Source organism: Streptomyces venezuelae, assembly GCF_008642275.1.
In the GTDB taxonomy this organism is placed as follows: domain Bacteria; phylum Actinomycetota; class Actinomycetes; order Streptomycetales; family Streptomycetaceae; genus Streptomyces; species Streptomyces venezuelae_E.
The window spans coordinates 1,989,593-2,014,254 of sequence record NZ_CP029189.1; the positions used below are offsets into that span (position 1 = coordinate 1,989,593).

26 protein-coding genes and 1 pseudogene are annotated in these 24,662 nt (G+C 73.6%); 8 read left to right on the top strand and 19 right to left on the bottom strand.

All coding sequences use genetic code 11. The features are described 5' to 3' along the window. Window positions 1-521: 521 nt before the first annotated feature. The 4 genes from DEJ51_RS08385 (at window position 522) to DEJ51_RS08400 (ending at window position 4,994) form a co-directional block, all read left to right on the top strand. Window positions 522-1,955 (top strand): ADP-ribosylglycohydrolase family protein, encoded by a 1,434-nt coding sequence (locus DEJ51_RS08385; RefSeq protein ID WP_411757388.1) that lies wholly within the window; start codon window positions 522-524, stop codon window positions 1,953-1,955. Further along, window positions 1,952-2,854 carry a ribokinase gene (rbsK, locus tag DEJ51_RS08390; RefSeq protein WP_150257030.1) on the top strand — a complete coding sequence of 301 codons (903 nt, stop codon included), beginning with the start codon at window positions 1,952-1,954 and terminating at the stop codon, window positions 2,852-2,854. Before DEJ51_RS08385 ends, rbsK begins: the two co-directional genes overlap by 4 nt. Window positions 2,855-3,006: 152 nt before the next feature. Further along, the gene (locus DEJ51_RS08395; RefSeq protein ID WP_150261766.1) at window positions 3,007-4,182 is read left to right on the top strand and encodes a CaiB/BaiF CoA transferase family protein; all 1,176 of its coding nucleotides are present in this window, start codon (window positions 3,007-3,009) and stop codon (window positions 4,180-4,182) included. Further along, the gene (locus DEJ51_RS08400; RefSeq protein ID WP_150257031.1) at window positions 4,179-4,994 is read left to right on the top strand and encodes an HpcH/HpaI aldolase/citrate lyase family protein; all 816 of its coding nucleotides are present in this window, start codon (window positions 4,179-4,181) and stop codon (window positions 4,992-4,994) included. The genes DEJ51_RS08395 and DEJ51_RS08400 overlap by 4 nt, the downstream gene beginning before the upstream one ends. Before the next feature lie 255 nt (window positions 4,995-5,249). On the opposite strand, the gene lgt is transcribed toward DEJ51_RS08400, so the two are convergent. The 11 genes and pseudogenes from lgt to hisI all read right to left on the bottom strand — a co-directional run bounded on the left by lgt (window position 5,250) and on the right by hisI (window position 14,394). Then, window positions 5,250-6,215: a prolipoprotein diacylglyceryl transferase gene (gene lgt / locus DEJ51_RS08405; RefSeq protein ID WP_150261767.1), complete on the bottom strand. Its 966-nt coding sequence runs from the start codon at window positions 6,213-6,215 to the stop codon at window positions 5,250-5,252. 289 nt (window positions 6,216-6,504) lie between these two features. Next, window positions 6,505-7,296: pseudogene (locus DEJ51_RS08410) on the bottom strand (DsbA family protein); the annotation flags it as partial. A gap of 108 nt (window positions 7,297-7,404) precedes the next feature. Then, a complete protein-coding gene (trpA, locus tag DEJ51_RS08415) occupies window positions 7,405-8,232 on the bottom strand; it encodes a tryptophan synthase subunit alpha (protein ID WP_150257033.1) in 828 nt (275 codons plus the stop codon). Then, window positions 8,229-9,500 carry a tryptophan synthase subunit beta gene (gene trpB / locus DEJ51_RS08420; RefSeq protein ID WP_150257034.1) on the bottom strand — a complete coding sequence of 424 codons (1,272 nt, stop codon included), beginning with the start codon at window positions 9,498-9,500 and terminating at the stop codon, window positions 8,229-8,231. Before trpB ends, trpA begins: the two co-directional genes overlap by 4 nt. Window positions 9,501-9,705: 205 nt before the next feature. After that, entirely contained in the window at window positions 9,706-9,915 is a 210-nt protein-coding gene (trpM, locus tag DEJ51_RS08425; RefSeq protein ID WP_150257035.1) for a tryptophan biosynthesis modulator TrpM, read from the bottom strand. Window positions 9,916-9,924: 9 nt separating this feature from the next. Continuing rightward, window positions 9,925-10,734: an indole-3-glycerol phosphate synthase TrpC gene (trpC, locus tag DEJ51_RS08430; RefSeq protein ID WP_030012837.1), complete on the bottom strand. Its 810-nt coding sequence runs from the start codon at window positions 10,732-10,734 to the stop codon at window positions 9,925-9,927. 172 nt (window positions 10,735-10,906) lie between these two features. Then, entirely contained in the window at window positions 10,907-11,407 is a 501-nt protein-coding gene (locus DEJ51_RS08435) for a DUF2752 domain-containing protein (protein ID WP_150257036.1), read from the bottom strand. A gap of 54 nt (window positions 11,408-11,461) precedes the next feature. After that, complete coding sequence (locus tag DEJ51_RS08440; RefSeq protein WP_150257037.1) at window positions 11,462-11,713, bottom strand: HGxxPAAW family protein; 252 nt, start codon at window positions 11,711-11,713, stop codon at window positions 11,462-11,464. A gap of 111 nt (window positions 11,714-11,824) precedes the next feature. Further along, entirely contained in the window at window positions 11,825-12,505 is a 681-nt protein-coding gene (locus tag DEJ51_RS08445; protein ID WP_150257038.1) for a TIGR02234 family membrane protein, read from the bottom strand. A gap of 14 nt (window positions 12,506-12,519) precedes the next feature. Next, complete coding sequence (locus tag DEJ51_RS08450; protein ID WP_150257039.1) at window positions 12,520-14,010, bottom strand: anthranilate synthase component I; 1,491 nt, start codon at window positions 14,008-14,010, stop codon at window positions 12,520-12,522. A 15-nt stretch (window positions 14,011-14,025) separates the two neighbouring features. Then, window positions 14,026-14,394, bottom strand: a complete 369-nt coding sequence (gene hisI / locus DEJ51_RS08455; RefSeq protein WP_150257040.1) for a phosphoribosyl-AMP cyclohydrolase — start codon at window positions 14,392-14,394, stop codon at window positions 14,026-14,028. 91 nt (window positions 14,395-14,485) lie between these two features. Between hisI and DEJ51_RS08460 the strand changes: the two genes are divergently transcribed. Further along, window positions 14,486-15,118 carry a TIGR03085 family metal-binding protein gene (locus DEJ51_RS08460; RefSeq protein ID WP_150257041.1) on the top strand — a complete coding sequence of 211 codons (633 nt, stop codon included), beginning with the start codon at window positions 14,486-14,488 and terminating at the stop codon, window positions 15,116-15,118. 758 nt (window positions 15,119-15,876) lie between these two features. Here DEJ51_RS08460 and hisF read toward each other — a convergent pair. Genes hisF through hisD form a run of 8 tightly spaced genes read right to left on the bottom strand, consistent with a single transcriptional unit; the run spans window position 15,877 to window position 21,581 of the window. Beyond that, window positions 15,877-16,632, bottom strand: a complete 756-nt coding sequence (gene hisF, locus DEJ51_RS08465; protein ID WP_150257042.1) for an imidazole glycerol phosphate synthase subunit HisF — start codon at window positions 16,630-16,632, stop codon at window positions 15,877-15,879. Next, on the bottom strand, window positions 16,629-17,018 hold the full coding sequence (locus DEJ51_RS08470) for a RidA family protein (RefSeq protein WP_150257043.1): 390 nt from the start codon (window positions 17,016-17,018) through the stop codon (window positions 16,629-16,631). The genes hisF and DEJ51_RS08470 overlap by 4 nt, the downstream gene beginning before the upstream one ends. Continuing rightward, a complete protein-coding gene (gene priA, locus DEJ51_RS08475; RefSeq protein ID WP_150257044.1) occupies window positions 17,015-17,746 on the bottom strand; it encodes a bifunctional 1-(5-phosphoribosyl)-5-((5-phosphoribosylamino)methylideneamino)imidazole-4-carboxamide isomerase/phosphoribosylanthranilate isomerase PriA in 732 nt (243 codons plus the stop codon). Before priA ends, DEJ51_RS08470 begins: the two co-directional genes overlap by 4 nt. Further along, window positions 17,746-18,396: an imidazole glycerol phosphate synthase subunit HisH gene (gene hisH, locus DEJ51_RS08480; RefSeq protein ID WP_150257045.1), complete on the bottom strand. Its 651-nt coding sequence runs from the start codon at window positions 18,394-18,396 to the stop codon at window positions 17,746-17,748. Before hisH ends, priA begins: the two co-directional genes overlap by 1 nt. Beyond that, window positions 18,393-18,560, bottom strand: a complete 168-nt coding sequence (locus DEJ51_RS34445; RefSeq protein ID WP_030009964.1) for a hypothetical protein — start codon at window positions 18,558-18,560, stop codon at window positions 18,393-18,395. Before DEJ51_RS34445 ends, hisH begins: the two co-directional genes overlap by 4 nt. Before the next feature lie 2 nt (window positions 18,561-18,562). After that, complete coding sequence (gene hisB / locus DEJ51_RS08485; protein ID WP_150257046.1) at window positions 18,563-19,156, bottom strand: imidazoleglycerol-phosphate dehydratase HisB; 594 nt, start codon at window positions 19,154-19,156, stop codon at window positions 18,563-18,565. Beyond that, the gene (locus tag DEJ51_RS08490) at window positions 19,153-20,262 is read right to left on the bottom strand and encodes a histidinol-phosphate transaminase (protein ID WP_150257047.1); all 1,110 of its coding nucleotides are present in this window, start codon (window positions 20,260-20,262) and stop codon (window positions 19,153-19,155) included. Before DEJ51_RS08490 ends, hisB begins: the two co-directional genes overlap by 4 nt. Further along, on the bottom strand, window positions 20,259-21,581 hold the full coding sequence (gene hisD, locus DEJ51_RS08495) for a histidinol dehydrogenase (protein ID WP_150257048.1): 1,323 nt from the start codon (window positions 21,579-21,581) through the stop codon (window positions 20,259-20,261). The genes DEJ51_RS08490 and hisD overlap by 4 nt, the downstream gene beginning before the upstream one ends. Before the next feature lie 125 nt (window positions 21,582-21,706). Here hisD and DEJ51_RS08500 point away from each other — a divergent pair, with 125 nt between their 5' ends. The 3 genes from DEJ51_RS08500 (at window position 21,707) to ybaK (ending at window position 24,647) form a co-directional block, all read left to right on the top strand. Beyond that, window positions 21,707-23,305 (top strand): oxidoreductase, encoded by a 1,599-nt coding sequence (locus DEJ51_RS08500; RefSeq protein ID WP_411757293.1) that lies wholly within the window; start codon window positions 21,707-21,709, stop codon window positions 23,303-23,305. Window positions 23,306-23,401: 96 nt separating this feature from the next. Then, window positions 23,402-24,139: an LON peptidase substrate-binding domain-containing protein gene (locus DEJ51_RS08505; protein WP_150257049.1), complete on the top strand. Its 738-nt coding sequence runs from the start codon at window positions 23,402-23,404 to the stop codon at window positions 24,137-24,139. A 10-nt stretch (window positions 24,140-24,149) separates the two neighbouring features. Further along, window positions 24,150-24,647, top strand: a complete 498-nt coding sequence (gene ybaK, locus DEJ51_RS08510) for a Cys-tRNA(Pro) deacylase (RefSeq protein ID WP_150257050.1) — start codon at window positions 24,150-24,152, stop codon at window positions 24,645-24,647. Window positions 24,648-24,662 lie beyond the last annotated feature (15 nt).

Sequence of the window (24,662 nt, forward strand, 5' to 3'; positions counted from 1 at the left end):
GCCCGGGATCCGCCCCAGAGCAGCACGGCCCGGGGTCCACCCCAGAGCACAGCCCGGAGGGCGGCCCAAGGGGCGGGGCCGTGCGGCTGACCTGGGCCCAGCCCGAGGACCTGGTCGGGCACGAGCTGCGCCAGGCCGCGGAGGACGGCCGGGACCCGGCCGCCGCCCTCCGCGTCTGGCTCGCGGCGGGCGGCCACCCCGCCCCCGACCGCGCCGGCGCCTCCCCCACCCCGGCCCCACCGGAACTGCGCGCGCTGGCCACCCGCCTCCTCGACGACCTGGCACGGCTCCCGCCCCCCTTCCCCACCGACGAGCCCCGGTCCTGGCCGGACATCACCGCGGCCCGGGAAACCGGCCCGCTACCGGACGCCGGCGGGCCGTCCCCCGACCCCGGCCGGGCCGGGTCCCGGACCGACGCACCCCGGTCCGGCCCGGACCCCGACGGGCCGGCACGGGACCCGCGGCCGGCCGGCCGCACCGCCGCGCACCCGGGCGACGCCACGACCCCGGAGCCGAGTGCCGTGCCGGCGACGGCCCGGCCGCACCCCGGCCCGGACGTCCGGCCCGCCGGACCGGGACCGGACGTCGGCCGCGGGCACACCGGCCCGCCGGACCCGGCGGAAGGCCCAGGTCCACGGAGCACCGCCCCCACCCCCGCGTCGGAGCGGCCACGGCTCGTGGACCCCTCCCGCGTCCGGCTCCGCCCGGAGCCGGCGCCCACGAACGGCGAACGCATCCCACCCCGCGCGGCGGGAGCACCGCCCGCCGCGCAGCGGCCCCACCCACGGACGGGGCCCGAGGCCGCACCGCGAACCGCTCCGGAGACCGCCCCACGGGCCGATCCGCAGGCCGCACCGCGAACCGCACCCCAGGCCGCACCGCGAACCGAACCGGAGGCTGCCCTGCGGACCCGGCTGGAAGCCGCCTGGCTCGGGCGGGCCGTCGGCTGTCTGCTCGGCAAGCCCGTCGAGAAGCTGCCCCTGGAGGGGATCCGGGCCCTGGCGCGCGCCGCGGGCAACTGGCCGCTGCGCGACTGGTTCACCGAACGCGGCGTACCGCCGGAGGTGCTGGCCGCGTACCCGTGGAACCGCCGCTCCGCCCCCACCTCCCTCGCCGAGAACATCGACGGCATGCCCGAGGACGACGACCTCAACTACCCCCTCCTCGGGCTGCTCCTGCTCCAGCGCCACGGCAAGGGCTTCACCACCGCCGACGTGGCCCGCCTCTGGCTCGACGAGCTGCCGGCCGGGCGGACCTTCACCGCCGAGCGCGTCGCCTACCGCAACCTCCTCCTCGGCCTGGAGCCCCCCGCCACCGCCACCCACCACAACCCCTTCCGCGAGTGGATCGGCGCCCTGATCCGCGCCGACGTCCACGGCTGGACCAATCCGGGCGATCCGGCCGCCGCCGCGGCCCAGGCCTACCGTGACGCCGCCCTGACCCACACCGGCAACGGCGTCTACGCCGCCCTCCTCGTCGCGGCCGCCACCGCCACCGCCGCCACCGGCCGCTCCGACGTCCACACCGCGCTCCGGACGGGGCTGGCCTTCGTACCGCCCCGCTCGCGCCTCGCCGAGGCCGTGCGCTTCGGGATCCGGGCGGCCGGCCAGGAAGCGGACTTCGACGTCGTCGTCGACCGGCTGCACGCCCGCTACGGGCACTACCACTGGGTCCACGCCGTCCCCAACACCGCGCTGATCGCCGCCGCCCTGACCCACGCCGACGGGGACTTCACCCGCTCCGTCTGCCGTGCCGTGTCCGGCGGCTGGGACACCGACTCCAACGGGGCCACCGCCGGCGCCCTCGCCGGGCTGCTCGCCGGCTCCCCGGACGCCGTCCCGCACCGCTGGACCGCGCCCCTCAAGAACCGCCTCTCCACCACCGTCCCCGGCTTCGACGGCATCGGCTTCGACACCCTCGCCCACCTCACCGCACAGGAGGCAGCACGCTCATGACGGCCATCGCCGTGCTCGGCAGTACGAACATGGACCTCGTCGCCTACGTCCCCAAGGCCCCCCGCCTCGGGGAGACCGTCACCGGCCGGGCCTTCCGCACCGTCCCCGGCGGCAAGGGCGCCAACCAGGCCGTCGCCGCCGCCCGCTCCGGCGGGGAGGTGGTGATGATCGGCGCGGTCGGGGCCGACGAGTTCGGCGTACGGCTGCGCTCCGCGCTCACCGCGGCCCGGGTCGACACGGCGGCCCTGCGTACCGTCGAGGGCGCCAGCGGCACCGCACACATCACGGTGGACGACGAGGGCGGCAACAGCATCGTCGTCATTCCCGGCGCGAACGCCGCCGTCACCGCTCTGGAGGCGGGGGACGAGGCCCGGATCGCCGCCGCCTGCTCCCTCCTGCTCCAGCTCGAACTGCCCCTGACAGCGGTCCTCGCCGGGGCCCGCACCGCCCGCGCGCACGGCGTCCGTACGGTACTCACCCCGGCCCCCGCCCAGGCCCTGCCCGCCGAACTCCTCGCCGCCACCGACCTCCTGGTACCCAACGAGCACGAGGCGGCCACCCTGACCGGCCTGACCGACCCCGGGCAGGCCGCCGAGGCCCTGCTCACCAGCGTGCCCGAGGTGGTCATCACCCTGGGCGCGGCCGGGGTCCTCTACGCGGCCCGCGGCAGAGAGCCGCTGGCCGTGCCCGCGTTCCGGGTGCGGGCCATGGACACGACCGCCGCCGGGGACACCTTCGTCGGCGCCCTCGCGGTGGCCCTGGGCGAGGGCCGGCCGATGCCCGAGGCCCTGCGCTGGGCCTCCGCGGCGGCCGCCCTCTCCGTGCAGCGCCCGGGAGCCCAGGACTCGATGCCGACCCGCGCCGAAACGGACTCCTTCGCGGCCGGAGCCGCCTCGTGATCCCCGCCGGGGCCGGGAGCGTGCCGGGGCGATCCCCGCAGGGCGCCGAACGCACCGCCGCCGAACCCCCCGGCCCCGGGCTCCGTTCGGCGCCCGAGGAGACGCCCCGGCGCGCACCCGGCCCCGCCGAAGCCACGGCTCCCGGCGGGCCCCTGGCGGGGCTCCGCGTGCTCGACCTGGCCACCCTCTTCGCCGGGCCGCTGACCGCCACCCTGCTCGGTGACTTCGGCGCCGAGGTCGTCAAGGTCGAGCACCCCGGCCGGCCCGACCCCTCGCGCGGCCACGGCCCCGCCAAGGACGGCATCGGCCTGTGGTGGAAGCTCCTCGGCCGGAACAAGCGGACGATGACCCTCGATCTGTCCACGCCGGGCGGCCGGGACACCCTGCTGCGCCTCGCCACCACCGCGGACGTGGTCGTCGAGAACTTCCGCCCCGGCACCCTGGAGAAGTGGGGGCTGGGCTGGCCCGAACTGTCCGCCGCCAACCCGCGCCTGGTCCTGGCGCGCGTCACGGCCTTCGGCCAGCACGGCCCGTACGCCCACCGCCCGGGCTTCGGCACGCTCGCCGAGGCGATGAGCGGTTTTGCCGCGATCACCGGGGAGCCGGAAGGGCCGCCGACCCTGCCCCCCTTCGGGCTCGCCGACTCGATCGCGGCGCTGACCTGCGCGTACGCCGTGATGACCGCCCTCGCCGGCCGCGACCGTACCGGCCACGGCCAGGTCGTGGACCTGGCGATCGTCGAGCCGATCCTCACGGTGCTCGGACCGCACCCGCTCTGGTACGACCAGCTCGGCTACGTCCAGCCGCGCACCGGCAACCGCTCCATGAACAACGCCCCCCGCAACACCTACCGCAGTGCCGACGGGCGCTGGCTGGCGGTCTCCGCCTCCGCGCAGTCCATCGCCGAGCGGGTGGTGCGGCTGGTCGGCCGGCCCGACCTGATCTCCGAGCCCTGGTTCGCGACCGGCGCGGGGCGGGCCCGGCACGCGGACGTCCTGGACGACGCGGTCGGCGGCTGGATCGCCCGGCACAAGGCCGAGGAGGTGGTCGCCGCGTTCGAGGACGCCGAGGCGGCCGTCGCCCAGGTCTACGACGTCCGGGACGTGATGGCCGACCCGCAGTTCGCGGCCCTCGACACGGTCACGGAGGTCGAGGACCCGGAGCTCGGACCGCTCCGCATGCAGAACGTCCTCTTCCGGCTCTCCGGGACCCCGGGCGGGATCCGCTGGGCGGGCCGCCCGCACGGGGCGGACACCGACGAGGTCCTGACCGAGCTCGGGCTGACCGAAGCCGAGATCACCGCACTGCGGACCGAGGGAGCCCTGTGATCCTGACCTGGCTGTACGCGCCCGGGGACCGCCCGGAGGTGGTCGCCAAGGCCCTCGGCTGCGGGGCCGACGCCGTCATCGTCGACCTGGAGGACGCGGTACCGGCCTCGCGGAAGGAGTACGCCCGCGCCGCGACCGCCGATCTGCTGTCCGACCGGCCCCCGCTCCCCGTCCACGTCCGCGTCAACGCCCTGGACTCCCCCTGGGGCGGCGCCGACCTCACCGCGCTCGGCGGGCTGCACGGCCTCGCGGGGCTGCGGCTGCCGAAGATCAGCGCCCCGGGGCAGATCACGGCCGTCGCCGAACGCACCGGCGGGGTGAACCTGCACGCCCTGCTCGAATCGGCCGTGGGCGTGGAGCGCGCGTACGAGATCGCCCGCGCGCACCCCGCCCTGCGCGGGCTCTCCCTCGGCGAGGCGGACCTGCGGGCCGATCTGGCCGTCAGCGCGGAGACGGGCCTGGACTGGTGCCGCGCCCGGGTGGTGGTCGCGGCCCGGGCCGCGGGGCTGACTCCCCCGGCGCAGTCGGTGTTCCCCGACATCCGGGACCTGGAGTCGCTGGCCGTCTCGTGCGCCCGTGGCCGCTCCCTGGGGTTCCTCGGCCGGGCGGCGATCCATCCGCGCCAGCTCCCGGTGATCGAGCGGGCCTATCTCCCGGCGGACGAGGAGGTCGACGCCGCCGTGGAGGTGCTGAGCGCGGCCCGCGCGACGCCGGGCGCGCTGGCCCTGCCCGACGGCCGGTTCGTGGATCCGGCTGTGGTGGCCGCGGCGCACCGCACCCTGGCGCTCGCCGCGCGGATGGCCGCCCGCTGACCCCGCCCGGGGCTGCCGCCCCGGACCCCGCGCCATGACCCACCGGGACGCCGCCTCCTGGGCTCCGCCCGGACCCCGCGCGGCGCCCGCCGAGATTCCCCGCGGCGCCGTGTCCCGGGGCTCCGCCCCGGACCCCGCGCCTCAAACGCCGGCGGGGCTGGATTCGGGGCGGCAGCCGGCCGTTCTGGCGTCGGGGCGTGGGGAAACGCGAAGGGGCGCCGCGAGCTCGCGGCGCCCCCTCATGGACCGTTGCGGTCAGCGCTTGCCGGCCTCCGGGGCCTCGGCCTCGGCGGGCGCGTCCTTCGTGAGGACCGGCGTCTTGGCCTCGGCCGGCTCGGGCTTCGCCTCGGCGGTGGCGTCGGCGTCGGCCGGAGCCGCTTCGTCACCGTCCTTGCCGTCGGAGCCCTCGCGGTCCGGCTCGACGACCGACTCCCGGCCCGGCCGCAGCTTCGCCGACAGCACCAGGTAGACGACCGCCAGGACGAAGACGACGATCGAGGTCCAGACGTTCAGCCGGACGCCCAGGATGTGGTGCGCCTCGTCGACACGCATGTACTCGATCCAGCCGCGGCCGACGCAGTACGCGGCGACGTACAGGGCGAAGGCCCGCCCGTGGCCGAGCTTGAAGCGGCGGTCGGCCCAGATGACCAGCAGCGCGACACCGATGCACCACAGCGACTCGTACAGGAAGGTCGGGTGGTAGGTCCCGGCGTCCCGGTTCGGGCCCGCGGTGATCTCCACCGCCCACGGCAGGTCGGTGGGCCGGCCGTACAGCTCCTGGTTGAACCAGTTGCCCCAGCGTCCGCAGGCCTGGGCGAGCGCGATGCCCGGGGCCAGGGCGTCCGCCCAGGCCGGCAGCGGGATCCCGCGCAGGCGGCAGCCGATCCAGGCACCCACCGCGCCGAGCGCGATGGCGCCCCAGATGCCGAGTCCGCCCTCCCAGATCTTGAAGGCGTCGACCCAGTCGCGGCCTTCGCCGAAGTAGAGCTGGTAGTCGGTGATCACGTGGTAGAGGCGACCACCGACCAGCCCGAAGGGCACGGCCCACACGGCGATGTCCGCGACCGTGCCCGGCTTTCCGCCGCGCGCGATCCATCGCCTGTTGCCGAGCCAGACGGCGACGAAGACGCCGATGATGATGCAGAACGCGTAGCCGCGGAGCGGGATCGGTCCGAGATGGATCACGCCGGTCGACGGACTGGGGATGTAAGCAAGGTCCATGGCAGACATGACGCTACCTTGCCGGGCGGTGCGAACCGCAACCCGCCCGGCAAGACGAAACCAAATCCAGACCTGGAACGGGCCTCGGTCAGTTGTCCGGGGACCCGGTGGAGGACCCGCCGGTGGACCCGCCGGTGGACCGGCTCGACGACCCGCCGGACGATCCGCCCGATCCCGTGCGCGAGGCCGACGGCGAGGCCTTCGCTCCGGCCTTGGTCCCGGATCCGGGGGTGGAGCTCGTCGACGGTGAGGCCTTCCCGCCCTCGGCTCCCGCGTCCGCGCCTCCCGAGCCCTTGGCCGCGGCCTCCACCTGCTCCTTCAGCTTCTGCGGGGTCACCTGGTTGGCCTGGTCGGAGAGGATGTCCTTGCCGTTCAGCAGCACGGTCGGGGTGCCCCGGAACCCGCCGTTGGTGAAGGCCGCGTCCGACTTGGCCACCCAGCTGTTGTGCGTGCCGTCCTCGACGCACGAACGGAACTCGGGGGTGTCCAGCCCGTCGACCTTGCCCGCCAGCTCCAGCAGCTTGGCGTTCTTGCCGAAGGCGTCGTCGATCTCCTGCGGCTGGTTCTGGAAGAGGAGGTCGTGGTATTCGGTGAACTTGCCGGCGTCCTGCGCGCAGGCGGCCGCGTTGGCCGCCTTCAGCGAGCCGCTGCCGCCCATCCTCCGGTCGATGAGCGTGACCAGGTGGTAGTCGACCTTGAGCAGCCCCTTGGCCTCCAGGTCGTGGATGACGTCGCGGTAGTTGTCCTCGAAGAACTTGCAGGAGGGACAGCGGAAGTCCTCCCACACGGTGAGGGAGGACTTCGCCTCGGGCTTGCCCGCCTGGATGGCGAGGGCGTCCTTTCCGGTGGCCCCGGAGGGGGCGACCACCGGGCCGGCCTTGGCCGAACCGCCGTCGTCCGTGTTGGCCGCGATCACGCCGACGACGGTCGCCAGGCCGAGGACGCCGACCACCGCCGCCGCCACGACGAGGGTCCGCCGGCGCTTGTCCCGGGTCTTCTGCCGCTCGCGCTCCACGAGGAGTCGTTCCCGGGCTGATCGTTTCGTCGCATCGCGGTTCGCACCGTCGTTCTTCTCGCTCACGCTCCGCCAAACGAGGCAGGGAGGCACTCGCGTGCCTCCCTGCCCGCACTTCCACCCGATCGGGCTACAGAACGCGATCAGACATCCGTGGCCGTGCTCGAACGCGCGTCAGCTCCGGCGTACGCCGTCCGCGAGCTCGCCTGCGAGCGCCCGTACGGCGTCCAGCCCGGCCGGCAGGTCCGGTGCGTCCAGGAGCAGCTTCACGAAGGCCGAGCCGACGATGACGCCGTCGGCGAAGCCCGCGACCTCCTTGGCCTGGACGGCGTTGGAGACGCCGAGGCCGACGCAGACCGGGAGCTCGGTGGTGGCGCGGGTGCGCCGGACCAGGTCCTGGGCCTGGTTGCCGACGGACTCGCGGGTGCCGGTGACTCCCATGAGGGAGGCGGCGTAGACGAAACCGGAGCCGGCCGCCGTGATGGTGGCCAGGCGCGCGTCCTTGCTGCTGGGGGCCACGACGAAGACGGTCGCCAGGCCGTGCTTGTCCGCGTGCTCGCGCCACAGCGCGGACTCCTGCACCGGCAGGTCGGGCAGGATGCAGCCGGCGCCGCCCGCGGCCGCCAGCTCGGCCGTGAACCGCTCGACGCCGTAGCGGTCGATGGGGTTCCAGTAGGTCATCACCAGGATCGGGGCGCCGGTCGCCTCGTGGGCCTCGCGGACGGTGCGGAGCACGTCGGCGATCTTGACGCCGCCGCGCAGGGCGATGTCGTCGGCGGTCTGGATGACCGGCCCGTCGAGGACCGGGTCGCTGTGGGGCAGGCCGATCTCGACGACGTCCGCGCCTCCGGCGAGGACGGCCTTCGCCGCCTCGATGCCGCCGTCGACGGTCGGGAAGCCCGCGGGGAGGTAGGCGACGAGGGCCGCGCGGTCCTCGGACTTCGCCTTGGCCAGGGTGGCGCTCAGCAGGTCGATGTTGCCGCGCCCGTGTGTGGAGCTCACTTGTCGTCCCCCTCGGAGAACTCGTCGGCGGCGACTTCACCGTCGGTGTCGTACAGGCCGAAGTAGCGGGCGGCCGTGTCCATGTCCTTGTCGCCGCGACCGGACAGGTTGACGACGATCAGGCCGTCCTCGCCCAGCTCGCGGCCCAGGTCCAGGGCGCCCGCGAGGGCGTGCGCCGACTCGATCGCCGGGATGATCCCCTCGGTGCGCGAGAGCAGGCGCAGGGCCTGCATCGCCGCGTCGTCGGTGACGGCGCGGTACTCGCCGCGGCCGGAGTCCTTGAGGTAGGAGTGCTCCGGGCCGATGCCCGGGTAGTCCAGGCCGGCCGAGATGGAGTACGGCTCGGTGATCTGGCCCTCCTCGTCCTGCAGGACGTAGGAGCGGGAGCCGTGCAGGATGCCGGGCTCGCCGGCGGTGAGCGTGGCCGCGTGCTCTCCGGTCTCGACGCCGTGTCCGGCGGGCTCGAAGCCGACCAGGCGGACGCCGGTGTCCGGGATGAAGGCGTGGAAGAGGCCGATGGCGTTGGAGCCGCCGCCGACGCAGGCCGCGACGGCGTCCGGGAGCCGGCCCGCGCGCTCCAGGATCTGGCGGCGGGCTTCGACCCCGATGACCCGGTGGAAGTCGCGGACCATGGCCGGGAAGGGGTGCGGGCCGGCGACCGTACCGAAGAGGTAGTGGGTGCGGTCCACGTTGGCGACCCAGTCGCGGAACGCCTCGTTGATCGCGTCCTTGAGCGTCCGGGAGCCGGACTTCACGGCGATGACCTCGGCGCCCAGCATGCGCATGCGGGCCACGTTGAGGGCCTGGCGCTGGGTGTCGACCTCACCCATGTAGATGGTGCAGTCGAGGCCGAAGAGCGCGCAGGCGGTGGCGGTGGCCACGCCGTGCTGGCCGGCGCCGGTCTCGGCGATGACGCGGGTCTTGCCCATGCGCTTGGTGAGCAGTGCCTGGCCCAGCACGTTGTTGATCTTGTGTGAGCCGGTGTGGTTCAGGTCCTCGCGCTTGAGGAAGATCCGCGCGCCGCCGGCGTGCTCGGCGAAGCGGGGCACCTCGGTGAGGGAGCTCGGACGGCCGGTGTAGTTGACCATGAGGTCGTTCAGCTCGGCCGCGAAGGCCGGGTCGCCCTTGGCCTTCTCGTACTCGACGGCGACCTCGTCCACGGCGGCGACGAGCGCCTCCGGGATGAACTTGCCGCCGAAGTCGCCGAAGTAGCCCTCGGCGTTGGGAACGTGACCCTCCGGGTCCGGAATGAAGAACTCGCTGGACATGTCCAGTGCTCCTACGGGTGCGAGATGCGGCGGGGTGGATTCACCGTATTGCGCCGCCCGCCCGTGCCGCGTACACCCCGCTGGGGGATGTCGTGGGTACGGTGCGGAGCGGCCCGCGTCCGGGGCCGGCGGCCCGGGACGTCAGGCCGTACGAGAGCTGCGCGCGGCGCGGTACGTCCGGCGTACCGGGCCGCTGCGGCCCTCGTTACAGCGCGCCTCCGCGGCGCCATCGCATGCCGTTGACCTGACCGGGCTCGGAGCCGATCACGTACCGGACCCGCCGCCCGTGCACACGCCGGGCCGGGGCGCGGCAGCCGCGGGGGCGGCAGCCGCGCGCCAGGGGCGCGTGCGCCGTCGGCACGGCGACCGGGCGGGAGCCCGGCCGGGTGCGGACGGAGAAGCGGTCGTGGGCCATGGGCAGGGGTCAGCTCCGCCCGTGGCGCAGGGCGGGGTGGGCGCCGGCGGCGACGAGGTCGGCCACGGCCGCCTTCGGGTCGCGGCCGGTCACCAGGGACTCCCCGACGAGGACGGCGTCCGCGCCCTCGTTGGCGTAGGCGATCAGGTCGTGCGGGCCACGGATGCCGGACTCGGCGATCTTGACGATGTGGTCCGGGATCTCGCCGACGACGCGCTCGAAGGTGGAGCGGTCGACCTTGAGGTCCTTGAGGTTGCGGGCGTTGACGCCGATGATCTTGGCACCGGCGGCGACCGCGCGCTCCACCTCCTCCTCGTCGTGGACCTCGACGAGCGGGGTGAGACCGATGGACTCGGCCCGCTCGATGAGGGAGACGAGGGCCTCCTGCTCCAGGGCCGCGACGATCAGCAGGACGAGGTCGGCGCCGTAGGCGCGGGCCTCCCAGAGCTGGTACGCCGTGACGATGAAGTCCTTGCGCAGGATCGGGATGTCCACGCGGGCGCGGACGGCCTCCAGGTCGGCCAGCGAGCCGCCGAACCGGCGCTGCTCGGTGAGGACGGAGATGACCGCCGCACCGCCAGCCTCGTAGTCGGCGGCGAGCCCGGCCGGATCGGCGATGGCGGCCAGCGCGCCCTTGGACGGGCTGGAGCGCTTGACCTCGCAGATCACCTTGACGCTGTCGCCGCGCAGGGCAGCGACGCCGTCCTTGGCCTGGGGCGCCTTGGCGGCACGCTCCTTGAGCTCGTCGAGGCTCACGCGGGCCTGCCGTTCGGCAAGGTCTTCGCGGACCCCTTCGATGATCTCGTCGAGCACACTCACGCGAGCGGCCCCCTTCCGGGTCGATGACGGTCGGCCGCCTTGCAGACAAGTACAACAGCAAGGTCGGCATTCAAATGGTATCCGCAGGAGGCGTTGCCCTCCGCACCCGGTTGACGTCGTCCCAGTAACTGGACATCCGGAATCCGTGCGCCATAGGGCCTGCCCAGAGGGCTCAGGGCGCCAGCGCTGAGCCGAAAGAGAGATTTCGGACAACGGCGAAAACCAGTGCCAGCACGCCGAGCGCCCACCAGTACCGCGGCCGCAGGACGATCCTCGGGGCCGGACCGCCGCGGAACGCGCGGACCAGCCACAGGGCCATGAACCCCGCGAACACGAAATAGCCCACGACCGCGAACGCGTTCGCCCCCAGAGCGGTGACCAGATCCCCGTGTGCGAAGGCGTGCGCGCTGCGCAGGCCGCCGCAGCCCGGGCACAGGACGCCCGTCAGCCGGAACAGCGGGCACACCGGGTAGTGGCCGGGCTCGTTCGGATCCACCGCACCCACGTACGCGAAGGCCGCGGTGACCCCGGCCAGGTAGAGCACCGGGACGGCGAGCCGCCGGGCCCGGGACGGCCGCTCGGCGGGCTGCCCCGGCTCCGCGGGCACGGGAGCCGGTGACGGCGGGGCATCGGGGGTACGAGAGGCGTCCACCTGCTGATTCTCTCCGCTCATGACAAAAGGCGCAGCCCGGCGGGGCCGCGCCTTTCGGCTGTGTCGCTCGCGCGCTCAGGCCTTGGCGGGAACCTTGGAAGCGGCGATGACCTCGGCGAGGTCCTTGTGGGCGGGCTTCGGCGTGCCCATGCCCGCGGCCCGCATCCCCAGGCCGACGACACCGCCGAGCGCGACGACGACAAGGCCGGCCCAGAAGCCCAGCGGGTTCGCGAGCACCATGAAGGCGCCGGAGATGCAGAAACCGATGAAGGCGATGATGACACCGGTCCAGGCGGCCGGGGTGTGTCCGTGGCTGCTGCCCGCCATGAGTTGCTCCTCGTTGCTCTGTCGCGCTGCTGTGTCGAACGTGCGGTCTGTGTCGGACGCTCGGCGACCATTGTCCCGTACCGGGCGGCTTCGCCGTCCAGGGGGGTCGGGTCAGGGGGCCCGGTCGGCGCCCGGGTCGGTGGTCGGGTCCTCGCCGCGGTCCAGAGCCTTCCACAGATCTTCCGGCCGGTCCGGATCAATCGCTGCGACAGTCCGGGCACGCGGGCTTCCGTCACGCTCGTAGCGGCCTCCCATGGAGGGCCAGCTCCGGCCGAAGCGCAGCGCCAGCAGACCGGCCGCCAGGATCAGGATCGCGCCCGCGGCCGTGACGTAGGGCCAGGTCGTCTGGGTCAGACCCGCCACGTGCGCGGCGCTGTCGGCGGTCGTCCGGGCGGCCTGCGCGTCCAGCGCACGACGGCCGTCGGCGCCGAACACGGCCGACAGGGCAGCGCCCAGGCCGCTGAGCGCGAGCAGCCCCGCCACCAGCAGCCGGCTCCTGCCGCGGACGGCGAAGACGGCGACCAGTGCGGCGAGGCCCACGATGGCCAGCGCCGCGGGGAGGCCGGTGACGGCCCGCCCGTCGGCGGTCAGCTGCAGCGAGTCGCTGCCGAGGGCGGCGGTCCCGCGGGCCCAGGTCCGGCCGGAGGCGAGCAGGACGACGGTGGCGCCGAGGGCGCCGAGCAGCAGGGCGACGGCCACGCTGCGGCGGCCGCCGCGACCGTCGGGAGCCTCGGGCTGGGTCTCGGCGTCGGCGTCGTTTCGGGGCGGGGGTACGGCACTCACGTACCCCACTATCCCTTACGCCCTCAGGAGCCGGTCAGGCGGTTCGCCGCTCCCACCGCGCGCAGCACGGCGGCCGCCTTGTTCCGGCACTCGTTGTCCTCCAGCTCGGGCACCGAGTCGGCGACGACACCGGCTCCGGCCTGCACGTACGCCGTACCGTCGCGCAGCAGCGCGGTACGGATGGCGATGGCCGTGTCGGAGTCCCCGGCGAAGTCCAGGTAGCCCACGCAGCCGCCGTAGAGGCCGCGGCGGGAGGGCTCCAGCTCCTCGATGATCTGCATGGCGCGGGGCTTGGGCGCGCCGGACAGGGTGCCGGCCGGGAAGCAGGCGGTGAGCACGTCGAAGGCGGTCTTCCCCTCGGCCACGCGCCCCGTCACGGTGGAGACGATGTGCATCACGTGGGAGTAGCGCTCGATCGACATGAAGTCCACGACCTCCACCGATCCCGGCTCGCAGACCCGGCCGAGGTCGTTGCGGCCCAGGTCGACGAGCATCAGGTGCTCGGCGCGCTCCTTCGGGTCGGCCATCAGCTCGTCGGCGAGGTCGTTGTCCTCCTGCGGGGTCGCGCCGCGGTGGCGGGTGCCGGCGATGGGGTGGACCATGGCCCGCCCGTCCTCGACCTTGACCAGCGCCTCGGGGCTGGAGCCGACCACGTCGAAGCCGTTCTCGAAGCGGAAGAGGTACATGTACGGGGACGGGTTGGTGGCCCGCAGTACCCGGTAGACGTCCAGCGCGGAGGCATGGCAGGGGGTCTCGAACCGCTGCGAGGGCACCACCTGGAAGGCCTCGCCCGCCCGGATGCGCTCCTTGATGTCCTCGACGGCCGCCTGGTACTTCTCGCCGCCCCACAGGGCGGAGAACTCGGGCAGCTCGGAGGCGGGCAGCGCGGCCGGCGTGTACGGGGCGGGCCGCGCGAGGTCGGCCTGCATCGCGTCGAGGCGGGCCACGGCGTCCGCGTACGCCTCGTCGACCCCGGAATCGAGGTCGTTGTGGTTGATGGCGTTCGCGATGAGCTGGACGGTGCCGTCCCAGTGGTCCAGGACCGCCAGGTCGGAGGTGAGCAGCATGGTCAGCTCCGGCAGCTCCAGGTCGTCGGCCGTGTGCTCGCCGATGCGCTCCAGGCGGCGCACGATGTCGTAGCCGAGGTAGCCGACCATGCCGCCGGTGAAGGGCGGCATGCCGCCGGCGAGGTCACGGGGGGTGTGCAGGGCCTCGACCGTGGCGCGCAGGGCGTCGAGGGGGTCGCCGTCGGTGGGTACGCCCACGGGCGGGGTGCCGATCCAGTGCGTCCGGCCGTCCCGGGCGGTCAGGGTGGCGTCGCTGCGGACCCCGATGAAGGAGTACCGGGACCAGGAGCGGCCGTTCTCGGCGGACTCCAGGAGGAAGGTGCCGGGGCGTTCGGCTGCCAGCTTGCGGTAGAGCCCGACGGGGGTGTCCCCGTCGGCCAGCAGCTTGCGGCTCACGGGGATGACGCGGCGGTCGGCCGCGAGCTTGCGGAACGTCTCAAGATCCATTTCGGGGGACCCTACCTAGTCGGCTGCGCGGAGGAGGACATCTTCGTCGAAACAGGTGCGTGCCCCGGTGTGGCAGGCCGCTCCGACCTGGTCGACCCGGACGAGCACGGTGTCGGCATCGCAGTCGAGCGCGACGGACTTCACGTGCTGGAAGTGGCCGGAGGTGTCCCCCTTCACCCAGTACTCCTGGCGGCTGCGGGACCAGTAGGTGCAGCGGCCGGTGGTCAGGGTGCGGTGCAGGGCCTCGTCGTCCATCCAGCCGAGCATGAGCACCTCACCGGTGTCGTACTGCTGGGCGATGGCCGGGACCAGCCCGTCCGCGGAGCGCTTGAGGCGCGCGGCGATGGCGGGGTCGAGGTTGCCGGGGCGGGGGGACGTACTCATGGAGCCATTGTGCCGGGCGTGGGTGGGCGGAATGATCCATGTCCGCCTGATGAGCGGGTGCCGGGTGCCTTCCGGCCGTAGGCTGGCCCGCATGTCTACCCATGCGAAGCGTGAACGCCTGCTCCTGGCGGATCTGTTGGAGGCGGCCGGTCCGGAGGCCCCCACGCTGTGCGCCGGCTGGACCTGTCGCGAGCTGGCCGCGCACGTGGTGGTCCGCGAGCGGCGGCCCGACGCGGCGGGCGGCCTGCTGCTGAACGTGCTGAAGGCCCGCCTGGACAAGGCGATGGAGGAGTACACGGCCAAGCCGTACGAGGAACTGATCCAGCTGATCAGGACCGGCCCGCCGAGGATGTCGGTGTACGCCCTGAAGCAGATCGACGAGGCGGCGAACGCGGTCGAGTTCTACGTCCACGCGGAGGACGTCCGCCGGGCGCAGCCGGACTGGTCCCCGCGGGACGTCGACCCGGTGTTCTCCGACGCGCTGTGGTCCCGGCTGGAGAAGCTGGCGCGCCTGACGGGGCGCCGGTCGCCGGTGGGCCTGGTGCTGAGGCGTCCCGACGGGCGGACGGTGGTGGCCCGCAAGGGCGCGCCGGTGGTGACGGTGACGGGCGAGCCGGCGGAGCTGACGCTGTTCTGCTTCGGCCGTCAGGCGGCGGCGTCGGTGTCGCTGGACGGTGACAGCTCGGCCGTCGCCAAGCTGACGGTGGCCGAACTGGGGCTGTGACCTGACCGGTCGAAGCCGGTACGGGTGCCCTGGCCGGGCGGGGTTGGCGGCGCCGCCCGACCGTGCTCTCGGGGCGCTGCCCCTCTGCCCCCGGGGTCGGGCCGGTGGCCGCCGTTGCCCTGGCCGGGGGTCTTGAAGCGCTGCCCCTTTGCCCCGGGGTCGGGCCGGTGGCCGCTGGTGCTCTGGCCGGCCGGTCTTGGGGTGGTGGCCCTTCGTTCCCGGGTGCGGGTCGGTGGCCGCGCCTCAAGCGCCGGCGGGGCTGGGGTGGGCCGCCCGGCCGTGGTGGGGGTGCGGCGCCGCCGGCGGGTGTCTCCTCGGCTCGCGCGGTACCCGGTGTCTCGGCTGTACCCGGCGGTACGCGCTCGTCCTGCGGGGACACCCCCCACCGTCCCCACACCCCCACCACGGCCGGGCGGCCGGGAAGCGCGGGGTGGGGACACTCCGGGGGCTCCCCGCAGGACGAGCGCGCAACCCAGGTGGCACGGCTGGACCACGGCCGCAGGCGCGAGCCGAGGAGAGCCCCCGGAGGGGCAACACCCCACACCCCCGACGGACCGAACCCCGCCCAGGACGAACCACCCCAGCCCCGCCGGCGCTTGAGGCGCGGCCACCGGGCCCACACCCGGAAAAGAACCCGCACCACCCGGCGGCCAGGGCAGCGGCTCGGACCCGCTTACCGCCCGGCCAGGGCAGCGGCCCGGCCAGGGCCACGGCCCGGACCCGTTCACCGCCCGGCCAGGGCACCGGCAGCGGTAGGGTCAGCGAACCGGGTGGCCCGCTTCGCGGAGGGCGGATTTGACCTCGGCGATGCGCAGGTCGCCGAAGTGGAAGACCGACGCCGCCAGCACCGCATCCGCGCCCGCTTCGATCGCCGGGGCGAAGTCGGCCAGCCGGCCCGCGCCGCCCGAGGCGATCACCGGGACCGTGACGTGCTTGCGCACCGCCGCGATCATCTCGACGTCGTAGCCGTCCTTCGTACCGTCCGCGTCCATCGAGTTGAGCAGGATCTCGCCCGCGCCCAGTTCGGCCGCCCGGTGCGCCCACTCGACCGCGTCGATGCCGGTGCCCTGCCGGCCGCCGTGCGTGGTGACCTCGAAGGTCCCGGCGGCGGTGCGGCGGGCGTCGACCGAGAGGACGAGGACCTGCCGGCCGAAGCGCTCCGCGATCTCCCGGATCAGCTCGGGGCGGACGATGGCGGCCGTGTTGACGCCCACCTTGTCCGCTCCCGCGCGCAGGAGCTTGTCGACGTCGTCGGCCGTGCGGACGCCGCCGCCCACCGTGAGCGGGATGAAGACCTGCTCGGCGGTGCGGCGCACCACGTCGTACGTGGTCTCGCGGTTCCCGGAGGACGCGGTGATGTCGAGGAAGGTCAGCTCGTCGGCGCCCTCGGCGTCGTACAGCTTGGCCATCTCCACCGGGTCACCCGCGTCGCGCAGGTTCTGGAAGTTGACGCCCTTGACGACCCGGCCGTTGTCCACGTCCAGGCAGGGGATCACGCGTACGGCGAGGGTCATTCCGCCACCGCCTTGTACGCCTCGACCTCCACCTCGACGACCATGCTGGGGTCGACGAAGCCGGAGACGATGAGCATGGTCGCGGCGGGCCGGACCGTGTCGAAGAGCTGCTTGTGGGCGCGGCCCACCTCGTCGACGTCCCGGGCGTGCGTGAGGTACATGCGGGTGCGGACCACGTCCTCGGGGCCCAGACCGGCCTCGGCGAGCGCCTTGAAGGCGACCTCGAACGCCTTGACCGTCTGGTCGTACGGGCCGCCCGCGTCGGCGGCGGTGCAGCCGGAGACCAGGACCAGGCCGTTGGAGAGGGCCACGGCGCGCGAGTAGCCGATGACGTCCTCGTAGGGGCCGCCGGAGGAGATGCGGCGGACGTCGGGGGAGCTGCTCATGCGGAGACCACCTTCAGGGCTTCTTCCAGGGTGAAGGCCTTGGCGTACAGGGCCTTGCCGACGATCGCGCCTTCGACGCCCAGCGGGACCAGCTCGGACAGCGCCCGCAGGTCGTCGAGCGAGGAGATGCCGCCGGAGGCGACGACGGGCCGGTCGGTGGCGGCGCAGACGTTCTTCAGCAGCTCCAGGTTGGGGCCGGTCAGCGTGCCGTCCTTGCCGATGTCCGTGACGACGTACCGGGCGCAGCCCTCGGAGTCCAGGCGGGCGAGGGTCTCGTAGAGGTCGCCGCCCTCGCTCGTCCAGCCGCGGCCCTTGAGGGTGGTGCCGCGCACGTCGAGGCCGATGGCGATCTTGTCGCCGTGGTCGGCGATGGCCTTGGCGGCCCACTCGGGGGTCTCCAGGGCGGCGGTGCCGAGGTTGACGCGGGTGCAGCCGGTGGCGAGGGCCGCGGCGAGCGAGGCGTCGTCGCGGATGCCGCCGGACAGTTCGACCTTGATGTCCATGGCGCGGGTGATCTCGGCGACGAGGGCGCGGTTGTCACCGGTGCCGAAGGCGGCGTCCAGGTCGACCAGGTGCAGCCATTCGGCGCCGGAGCGCTGCCAGGCGAGGGCGGCGTCGAGCGGGGAGCCGTAGGAGGTCTCGCTGCCGGAGACCCCGTGCACGAGGCGGACGGCCTGGCCGTCGCGGACGTCGACCGCGGGCAGGAGTTCGAGCGTGGGTGCGGTCATCACAGGGTCTCGATCCAGTTGGTGAGGAGCTGGGCGCCGGCGTCGCCGGACTTCTCGGGGTGGAACTGCGTGGCCCACAGGGCCCGGTTCTCCACCGCCGCCACGAAGCGTTCGCCGTGGGTGGCCCAGGTGACCTTGGGGGCGCGGATCGCCGGGTTGGTGATTTCGAGGTTCCAGTCGTGCGCCGCGTAGGAGTGCACGAAGTAGAACCGGGCGTCGGCGTCCAGTCCGGCGAAGGCCTGGCTGTCGGCCGGGGCCTCGACGGTGTTCCAGCCCATGTGGGGGACGACCGGGGCCTTGAGCGGGCCGACCGTGCCGGGCCACTCGTCCAGGCCCTCGGTCTCGACGCCGTGCTCGATGCCGCGCTCGAAGAGGATCTGCATGCCGACGCAGATGCCCATGACCGGGCGGCCGCCGGAGAGCCGGCGGCCGATGATCCAGTCGCCGCGGGCTTCCTTGAGGCCCTGCATGCAGGCGGAGAAGGCGCCGACGCCGGGGACGAGGAGTCCGTCGGCGTCCATGGCCTTGTCGTAGTCGCGGGTGATCTCGACGTTCGCGCCGACGCGGGCGAGGGCCCGCTCGGCGGAGCGGACGTTTCCGAAGCCGTAGTCGAAGACGACGACGTTCTTGGTGGGGCGGACTGCGCTCATTCCCAAATTCCCTGGATTCGCAGGACTCCTGCGGCGAGGCACATCGCGGAGGCGAGGGCCAGCAGGATGATGACCGACTTGGGCATCTTCTGCTTCTGGAAGGAGTAGACGCCCCCGGCCAGGAACAGGCCGAGGACGATCAGGATGGTGTTCAGGCCGTTCACGGCTAGAGGGCGCCCTTCGTGGAGGGCAGGATGCCGGCCGCGCGCGGGTCGAACTCGGCGGCGTAGCGCAGGGCCCGGGCGAGGGCCTTGAACTGGCACTCCACGATGTGGTGGGCGTTGCGCCCGTACGGGACGTGGATGTGCAGGGCGATCTGGGCCTGCGCGACGAAGGACTCGAAGATGTGCCGGGTCATCGTCGTGTCGTACGTGCCGATCATCGGCGCCATGTTCTCGGGCTCGGTGTGCACGAGGTAGGGGCGGCCGGACAGGTCGACGGTCACCTGGGCGAGGGACTCGTCGAGCGGCACGGTGCAGTTGCCGAAGCGGTAGATGCCGACCTTGTCGCCGAGGGCCTGCTTGAAGGCGGCGCCCAGCGCGAGGGCGCTGTCCTCGATGGTGTGGTGGCTGTCGATGTGCAGGTCGCCCTCGGTCTTGACGGTGAGGTCGAAGAGGCCGTGGCGGCCGAGCTGGTCGAGCATGTGGTCGTAGAAGCCCACGCCCGTCGAGACGTCGACCTGGCCGGTGCCGTCGAGGTTTATCTCGACGAGGACCGAGGTCTCCTTGGTGGTCCGTTCGACCCGTCCGATGCGGCTCATGCGTGCTGCTCCTTCTTCAGTGCGCGAACCGCTTCCAGGAACGCGTCGTTCTCCGCCGGGGTGCCCGCGGTGACCCGCAGCCATCCCGGTACGCCGTTGTCACGGACCAGGACGCCCTGGTCGAGGATCTTCTGCCAGGCGGTGTGCGAGTCCTCGAACTTCCCGAACTGGATGAAGTTCGCGTCGGACTCGGTGACCTCGAAGCCGATGGCCCGCAGTTCGGCGACCAGGCGGTCGCGTTCGGCCTTGAGCTGCTCGACGTAGCCCAGCAGGGTGTCGGTGTGTTCCAGGGCGGCCAGTGCGGTGGCCTGGGTGACGGCCGACAGGTGGTACGGCAGGCGCACCAGCTGCACGGCGTCGACGACGGCGGGGTGCGCCGCCAGGTAGCCCAGGCGCAGACCGGCCGCGCCGAAGGCCTTGGACATGGTCCGGGAGACCACCAGGTTCGGGCGGCCCTCGATGAGGGGCAGCAGCGAGTCCCGGTGGCTGAACTCCACGTACGCCTCGTCGACGATCACCAGGGACGGCTTGACCGCCTGCGCCGCCTCGTAGAGGGCGAGGACCGTCTCGGCCTCGACCGCGGTGCCCGTGGGGTTGTTGGGCGAGGTGACGAAGACGACGTCGGGGGCGTTCTCGGTGATCGCCTGCTCGGCCGCCTCCACGTCGATGGTGAAGTCCTCGCGGCGGGGCCCGGAGATCCAGCCGGTGCCGGTGCCGCGGGAGATCAGCGCGTGCATCGAGTAGGAGGGCTCGAAGCCGAGCGCGGTGCGGCCGGGGCCGCCGAAGGTCTGCAGCAGCTGCTGGATGACCTCGTTGGAGCCGTTGGCGGCCCAGACGTTCTCCCGCGCGACCGGGTGCTTGCCGGTACGGGTGAGGTAGGCGGCCAGCTGGGTGCGCAGTTCGACCGCGTCCCGGTCGGGGTAGCGGTTGAGGGTGCGGGCCGCCTCGGCGACGCGCTCGGCGATGCGCGCGACGAGCTCCGCGGGGAGCTCGTACGGGTTCTCGTTGGTGTTCAGCTGGACGGGCACGTCGAGCTGCGGGGCGCCGTACGGGGTCTTGCCGCGCAGCTCGTCCCGGATGGGCAGGTCGTCGATGCCGAAGCTCACTGGGTGGGCACCTTCCATCCGAAGCGCGCCTTCAGGGCGGCGCCGTGCGCGGGCAGGTCCTCGGCCTCGGCCAGCGTCACCACGTGGTGGGTGACCTCGGCGAGGGCGTCGCGGGTGTAGTCGACGATGTGGATGCCGCGCAGGAAGGACTGCACGGACAGGCCCGAGGAGTGGCAGGCGCAGCCGCCGGTGGGCAGGACGTGGTTCGAGCCGGCGCAGTAGTCGCCGAGGGAGACCGGGGCCCACGGGCCGACGAAGATCGCGCCGGCGTTGCGGACGCGGGCGGCCCAGGCGGCGGCGTCGGCGGTCTGGATCTCCAGGTGCTCGGCGCCGTACGCGTCGACGACCTTGAGGCCGTCCTCCAGGCTGTCGACCAGGACGATCGCGGACTGCTTGCCGGCCAGCGCCGGCTTGATCCGGTCCTCGACGTGCTTGGTCGCGGCGACCTGCGGCTCCAGCTCCTTCTCGACGGCGTCCGCGAGCTCCGCGGAGTCGGTGACGAGCACGGCGGCGGCCAGCGGGTCGTGCTCGGCCTGGCTGATCAGGTCGGCGGCGACGTGCACCGGGTCGGCCGTGGAGTCGGCGAGGACGGCGATCTCGGTCGGGCCGGCCTCGGTGTCGATGCCGATCTTCCCGGTGAAGTAGCGCTTGGCGGCGGCGACCCAGATGTTGCCGGGGCCGGTCACCATGTTGGCCGGCGCGCACTCCTCGGTTCCGTGGGCGAACATCGCCACGGCCTGCGCACCGCCCGCCGCGTACACCTCGTCCACGCCGAGCAGCGCGCACGCGGCGAGGATCGTCGGGTGCGGGAGCCCGCCGTGCTCCTTCTGCGGCGGGGACGCGAGCGCGATCGACCCGACGCCCGCCTCCTGGGCGGGTACGACGTTCATGACGACGGAGGACGGGTACACCGAGCGGCCGCCCGGGGCGTACAGCCCCACGCGCTCCACCGGTACCCACTTCTCGGTCACGGTGCCGCCGGGGACCACCTGGGTGGTGTGCTCGGTGCGGCGCTGGTTGCGGTGCACGATCCGGGCGCGCCGGATCGACTCCTCCAGGGCGGCGCGGACGGCCGGGTCCAGCTGCTCCAGGGCGGCCTTGACGGCCTCCGCGGGCACTCGGACCTGCGTGAGCTCGACCCCGTCGAACTTCCGCGCGTACTCGATCAGCGCCGCCGTGCCACGATGATGGACGTCCTCGCAGATGGGCCGCACCTTCTCCAGGGCGGCTGCTACGTCGAACTCGGCACGGGGCAGCAGATCGCGCAGGGCGCCACCCTCGGGGAGGGTGTCACCGCGCAGGTCGATACGAGAGATCACCTCACAATTCTCTCAGACCGCTTCACGCCACCGTCCGCCCGTATCACTGGCTGATACGGGTCCCGGATGTCACAGGCGCCCGATAGCGTTCCCCTACACGGAGATGACAGCGGAGGGGGGCCGCCGTGACCGAGGCGCGCACGGACGAGGAACCGGCGGATCTCACCGCTTCCGAACGCCGCATGTGGGACGCGTACCGAACGGGCGTGGTCTGCGATCTCAGCACGCGCGCCGCCGACCGGGACGATCCGCACGCCGAGCACGTGTGGGGGCCCGAGCGCAGCGTCCGCGCCCGGGTGGTGGCCCGGCTGCTGCTGCACGGGCCGCCGCCGGTGCCGGGCCGGGTGGCGTCCCTGAAGCTGCGCGGGGTGCGGATCAGCGGGCGGCTGGAACTGTCCGGTGGGGCGGTGGCCCCGTACGTGGAGCTCCAGTCCTGCCGCTTCGACAGCGAGATCCAGCTGTCGGAGGCCCGCTTCGGCACGCTGCGCCTGATCAACTGCGCGATACCGCGGCTGGAGGCCGCCCGGCTGCACACCGAGGGGGATCTGCACCTGCCGCGCTGCCGGGTGGCGCGCGGGATCCGGCTGACCGACGCGCAGATCGGTACGGACCTGCTGGTCAGCCAGGCCGTGGTGCAGCGGGACAACAAGGGGCGGGCGATCGCCGCGGACGGGATGTCGGTCGCGCAGGACTTACAGGGGGAGCTGCTGGAGACGTACGGGGAGGTGAGTCTGCGCGGGGCGAAGGTCGGCGTGTCGATGAACCTGCGCGGGGCCCGCCTGCGCAACCCGTACGGGCGGTTCGCGCTGAACGCCCCGCAGCTGACGGTCGAGCGCACCCTGTACCTGACCTCGATCGCCCTGGACTACGCCGCGGCGGGCGGGGGCTCCTCGACCCCTCCGTACGGCCTCGCGGCGACGCCCGCGCGCGGTCAGCGGGCCCAGCGCTTCGAGTGCCGGGGCGGGCTGCGGCTGGACGACGGCCGCTTCGGCGACGCCATCGACTTCTACGGGGCGCGGTTCACGCTCACGCCCGAGCAGGAGATATCCCTGCGCCGGATCCAGACGCCCGAGTTCCGTTTCGTCGGCGAGCGGCCGGAGCACGGGCGGGTGGTCGTGTCCGGGGCCAAGGTCGTCAAGCTCGTCGACACCTCCACGAGCTGGCCGGGCCAGGGTGGGCTGTCCATCGAGGGGTTCGTCTACGAGAACCTCGCGCCCCGGGGCCACTTCCCGCTCTCCCGCCGTCTGGAGTGGGTGGCGGCGGCCACTCCCGAGTACTCGCCGGAGCCGTACGAGCGCCTGGCCGCCGTACTGCGGGCGAGCGGCGAGGACCAGGAAGCCCGCGAGGTGCTGCTGGCCAAGCAGCGGCGGCGCCGGGCCACGCTGCCGCCGGGGCCGAAGGCGTGGGGGTACCTGCAGGACTGGACGGTGGTCTACGGCTACCGGCCGGGCCGGGCCGCGCTGTGGATGGCGGTGCTGTGGGCGGCGGGGGCGCTGCTGTTCTCCCAGCTCGACCCGCCGGCGATCAAGGCGGACGAACATCCGCAGTGGAGCGCCGCCCTGTACGCGCTGGACCTGCTGCTCCCGGTGATCGACCTCGGTCAGCAGGGGCAGTGGAAGCTGGAGGGCGGCTGGCAGTGGGGGGCGGCGGGCCTGGTCGTCATGGGCTGGATCCTGGCCACGACGGTGGCGGCGGGGGCCTCCCGGCTGCTGCGGCGGGGGTGACGGAAGCGGGGGTCGGCCGGCGGATCGCGGACGTGACGCCGTCCGCCCCTCAAACGCCGGACACCCTCGGTGGTCCGGGCGATTACCCTGTGCCTCGTGACCACCGTTCGCCTGCCCCTCTTCCCGCTGAACTCGGTGCTGTTCCCGGGACTCGTCCTCCCGCTGAACATCTTCGAGGAGCGTTATCGCGCCATGATGCGCGAGCTGCTGAAGGCGGGCGAGGACGAGCCGCGCCGTTTCGCGGTCGTCGCGATCCGCGACGGCCGGGAGGTCGCGCCGACCGCGCCCGGTCTGCCGGACCAGACGGCCCTGCCGGAGCGGGGTCCGGCGGCGGGCTTCGGCCCCGACCCGATCCAGGCCTTCCACCGGGTGGGCTGCATCGCCGACGCGGCGACGGTCCGGGAGCGGGAGGACGGCAGCTTCGAGGTCCTGGCGACCGGTACGACGCGGGTCCGCCTGGTCTCGGTCGACGCCTCGGGCCCCTTCCTGACGGCGGAGCTGGAAGAGCTCCCGGAGGACGCGGGCGACGGCGCGGGCGTGCTGGCCGAGGGGGTGCTGCGGGCCTTCCGCAACTACCAGAAGCGGCTGGCCGGTGCGCGTGAGCGGTCCCTGACCGGCGCGGAGCTCCCCGACGAGCCCTCGGTGGTCTCGTACCTGGTGGCCGCGGCGGCGGTGCTGGACATCCCGGCGAAGCAGCGGCTGCTCCAGGCACCGGACACCGCGACCCGGCTGGCGGAGGAGCTGAAGCTGCTGCGCACGGAGACCGCGGTGATCCGCCACCTCCCGTCCCTGCCGGCGGTGGACCTGACCCGTGCCCCGACGAGCCCGAACTGAGCGCACACCGATGGCGAAGAAGACCAAACAGGCGGCAGGCACCCCGGCGATCGTCGCCCTGACGGCGGCGGGCGTCGCGTTCACCACGCACGCGTACGAACACGACCCGGCCCATCCCTCGTACGGGGAGGAGGCCGCGCAGGCGCTCGGCGTCTCGCCGGCCCAGGTGTTCAAGACCCTGGTCGCCGACGTGGACGGCGTGCTGACGGTGGCGGTGGTCCCGGTCTCGGGGTCCCTGGACCTCAAGGCCCTGGCGACGGCGGTCGGCGGCAAGCGGGCGGCGATGGCCGACCCGGCTCTGGCGGAGCGCACCACGGGCTACGTCCTCGGCGGCATCTCCCCGCTGGGTCAGCGCAAGCGGCTGCGTACGGTGATCGACGCCTCGGCCTCGGCGCATCCGACGATCTGCTGCTCGGCGGGCCGCCGCGGCCTGGAGATCGAGCTCTCCCCGTCGGACCTGACCGCCCTCACCTCGGCCACGGTGGCTCCGATCGCCCGCCAGAACTAGCCTCGCCAGGGGGTA

What these genes read in the sequence shown, in the direction of transcription:
- hisI (WP_150257040.1), bottom strand. Translation starts at nt 14,394, where the DNA reads ATGAGTACGTCCCCCCGCCCCGGCAACCTCGACCCCGCCATCGCCGCG.
- priA (WP_150257044.1), bottom strand. Translation starts at nt 17,746, where the DNA reads ATGACCGCACCCACGCTCGAACTCCTGCCCGCGGTCGACGTCCGCGAC.
- ybaK (WP_150257050.1), top strand. Translation starts at nt 24,150, where the DNA reads ATGGCGAAGAAGACCAAACAGGCGGCAGGCACCCCGGCGATCGTCGCC.
- lgt (WP_150261767.1), bottom strand. Translation starts at nt 6,215, where the DNA reads ATGGACCTTGCTTACATCCCCAGTCCGTCGACCGGCGTGATCCATCTC.
- DEJ51_RS08440 (WP_150257037.1), bottom strand. Translation starts at nt 11,713, where the DNA reads ATGGCGGGCAGCAGCCACGGACACACCCCGGCCGCCTGGACCGGTGTC.
- hisB (WP_150257046.1), bottom strand. Translation starts at nt 19,156, where the DNA reads ATGAGCCGCATCGGACGGGTCGAACGGACCACCAAGGAGACCTCGGTC.
- hisF (WP_150257042.1), bottom strand. Translation starts at nt 16,632, where the DNA reads ATGACCCTCGCCGTACGCGTGATCCCCTGCCTGGACGTGGACAACGGC.
- rbsK (WP_150257030.1), top strand. Translation starts at nt 1,952, where the DNA reads ATGACGGCCATCGCCGTGCTCGGCAGTACGAACATGGACCTCGTCGCC.
- trpB (WP_150257034.1), bottom strand. Translation starts at nt 9,500, where the DNA reads ATGTCCAGCGAGTTCTTCATTCCGGACCCGGAGGGTCACGTTCCCAAC.
- hisH (WP_150257045.1), bottom strand. Translation starts at nt 18,396, where the DNA reads ATGAGCGCAGTCCGCCCCACCAAGAACGTCGTCGTCTTCGACTACGGC.
- DEJ51_RS08460 (WP_150257041.1), top strand. Translation starts at nt 14,486, where the DNA reads ATGTCTACCCATGCGAAGCGTGAACGCCTGCTCCTGGCGGATCTGTTG.
- DEJ51_RS08470 (WP_150257043.1), bottom strand. Translation starts at nt 17,018, where the DNA reads ATGAGCAGCTCCCCCGACGTCCGCCGCATCTCCTCCGGCGGCCCCTAC.
- DEJ51_RS08435 (WP_150257036.1), bottom strand. Translation starts at nt 11,407, where the DNA reads ATGAGCGGAGAGAATCAGCAGGTGGACGCCTCTCGTACCCCCGATGCC.
- DEJ51_RS08450 (WP_150257039.1), bottom strand. Translation starts at nt 14,010, where the DNA reads ATGGATCTTGAGACGTTCCGCAAGCTCGCGGCCGACCGCCGCGTCATC.
- trpM (WP_150257035.1), bottom strand. Translation starts at nt 9,915, where the DNA reads ATGGCCCACGACCGCTTCTCCGTCCGCACCCGGCCGGGCTCCCGCCCG.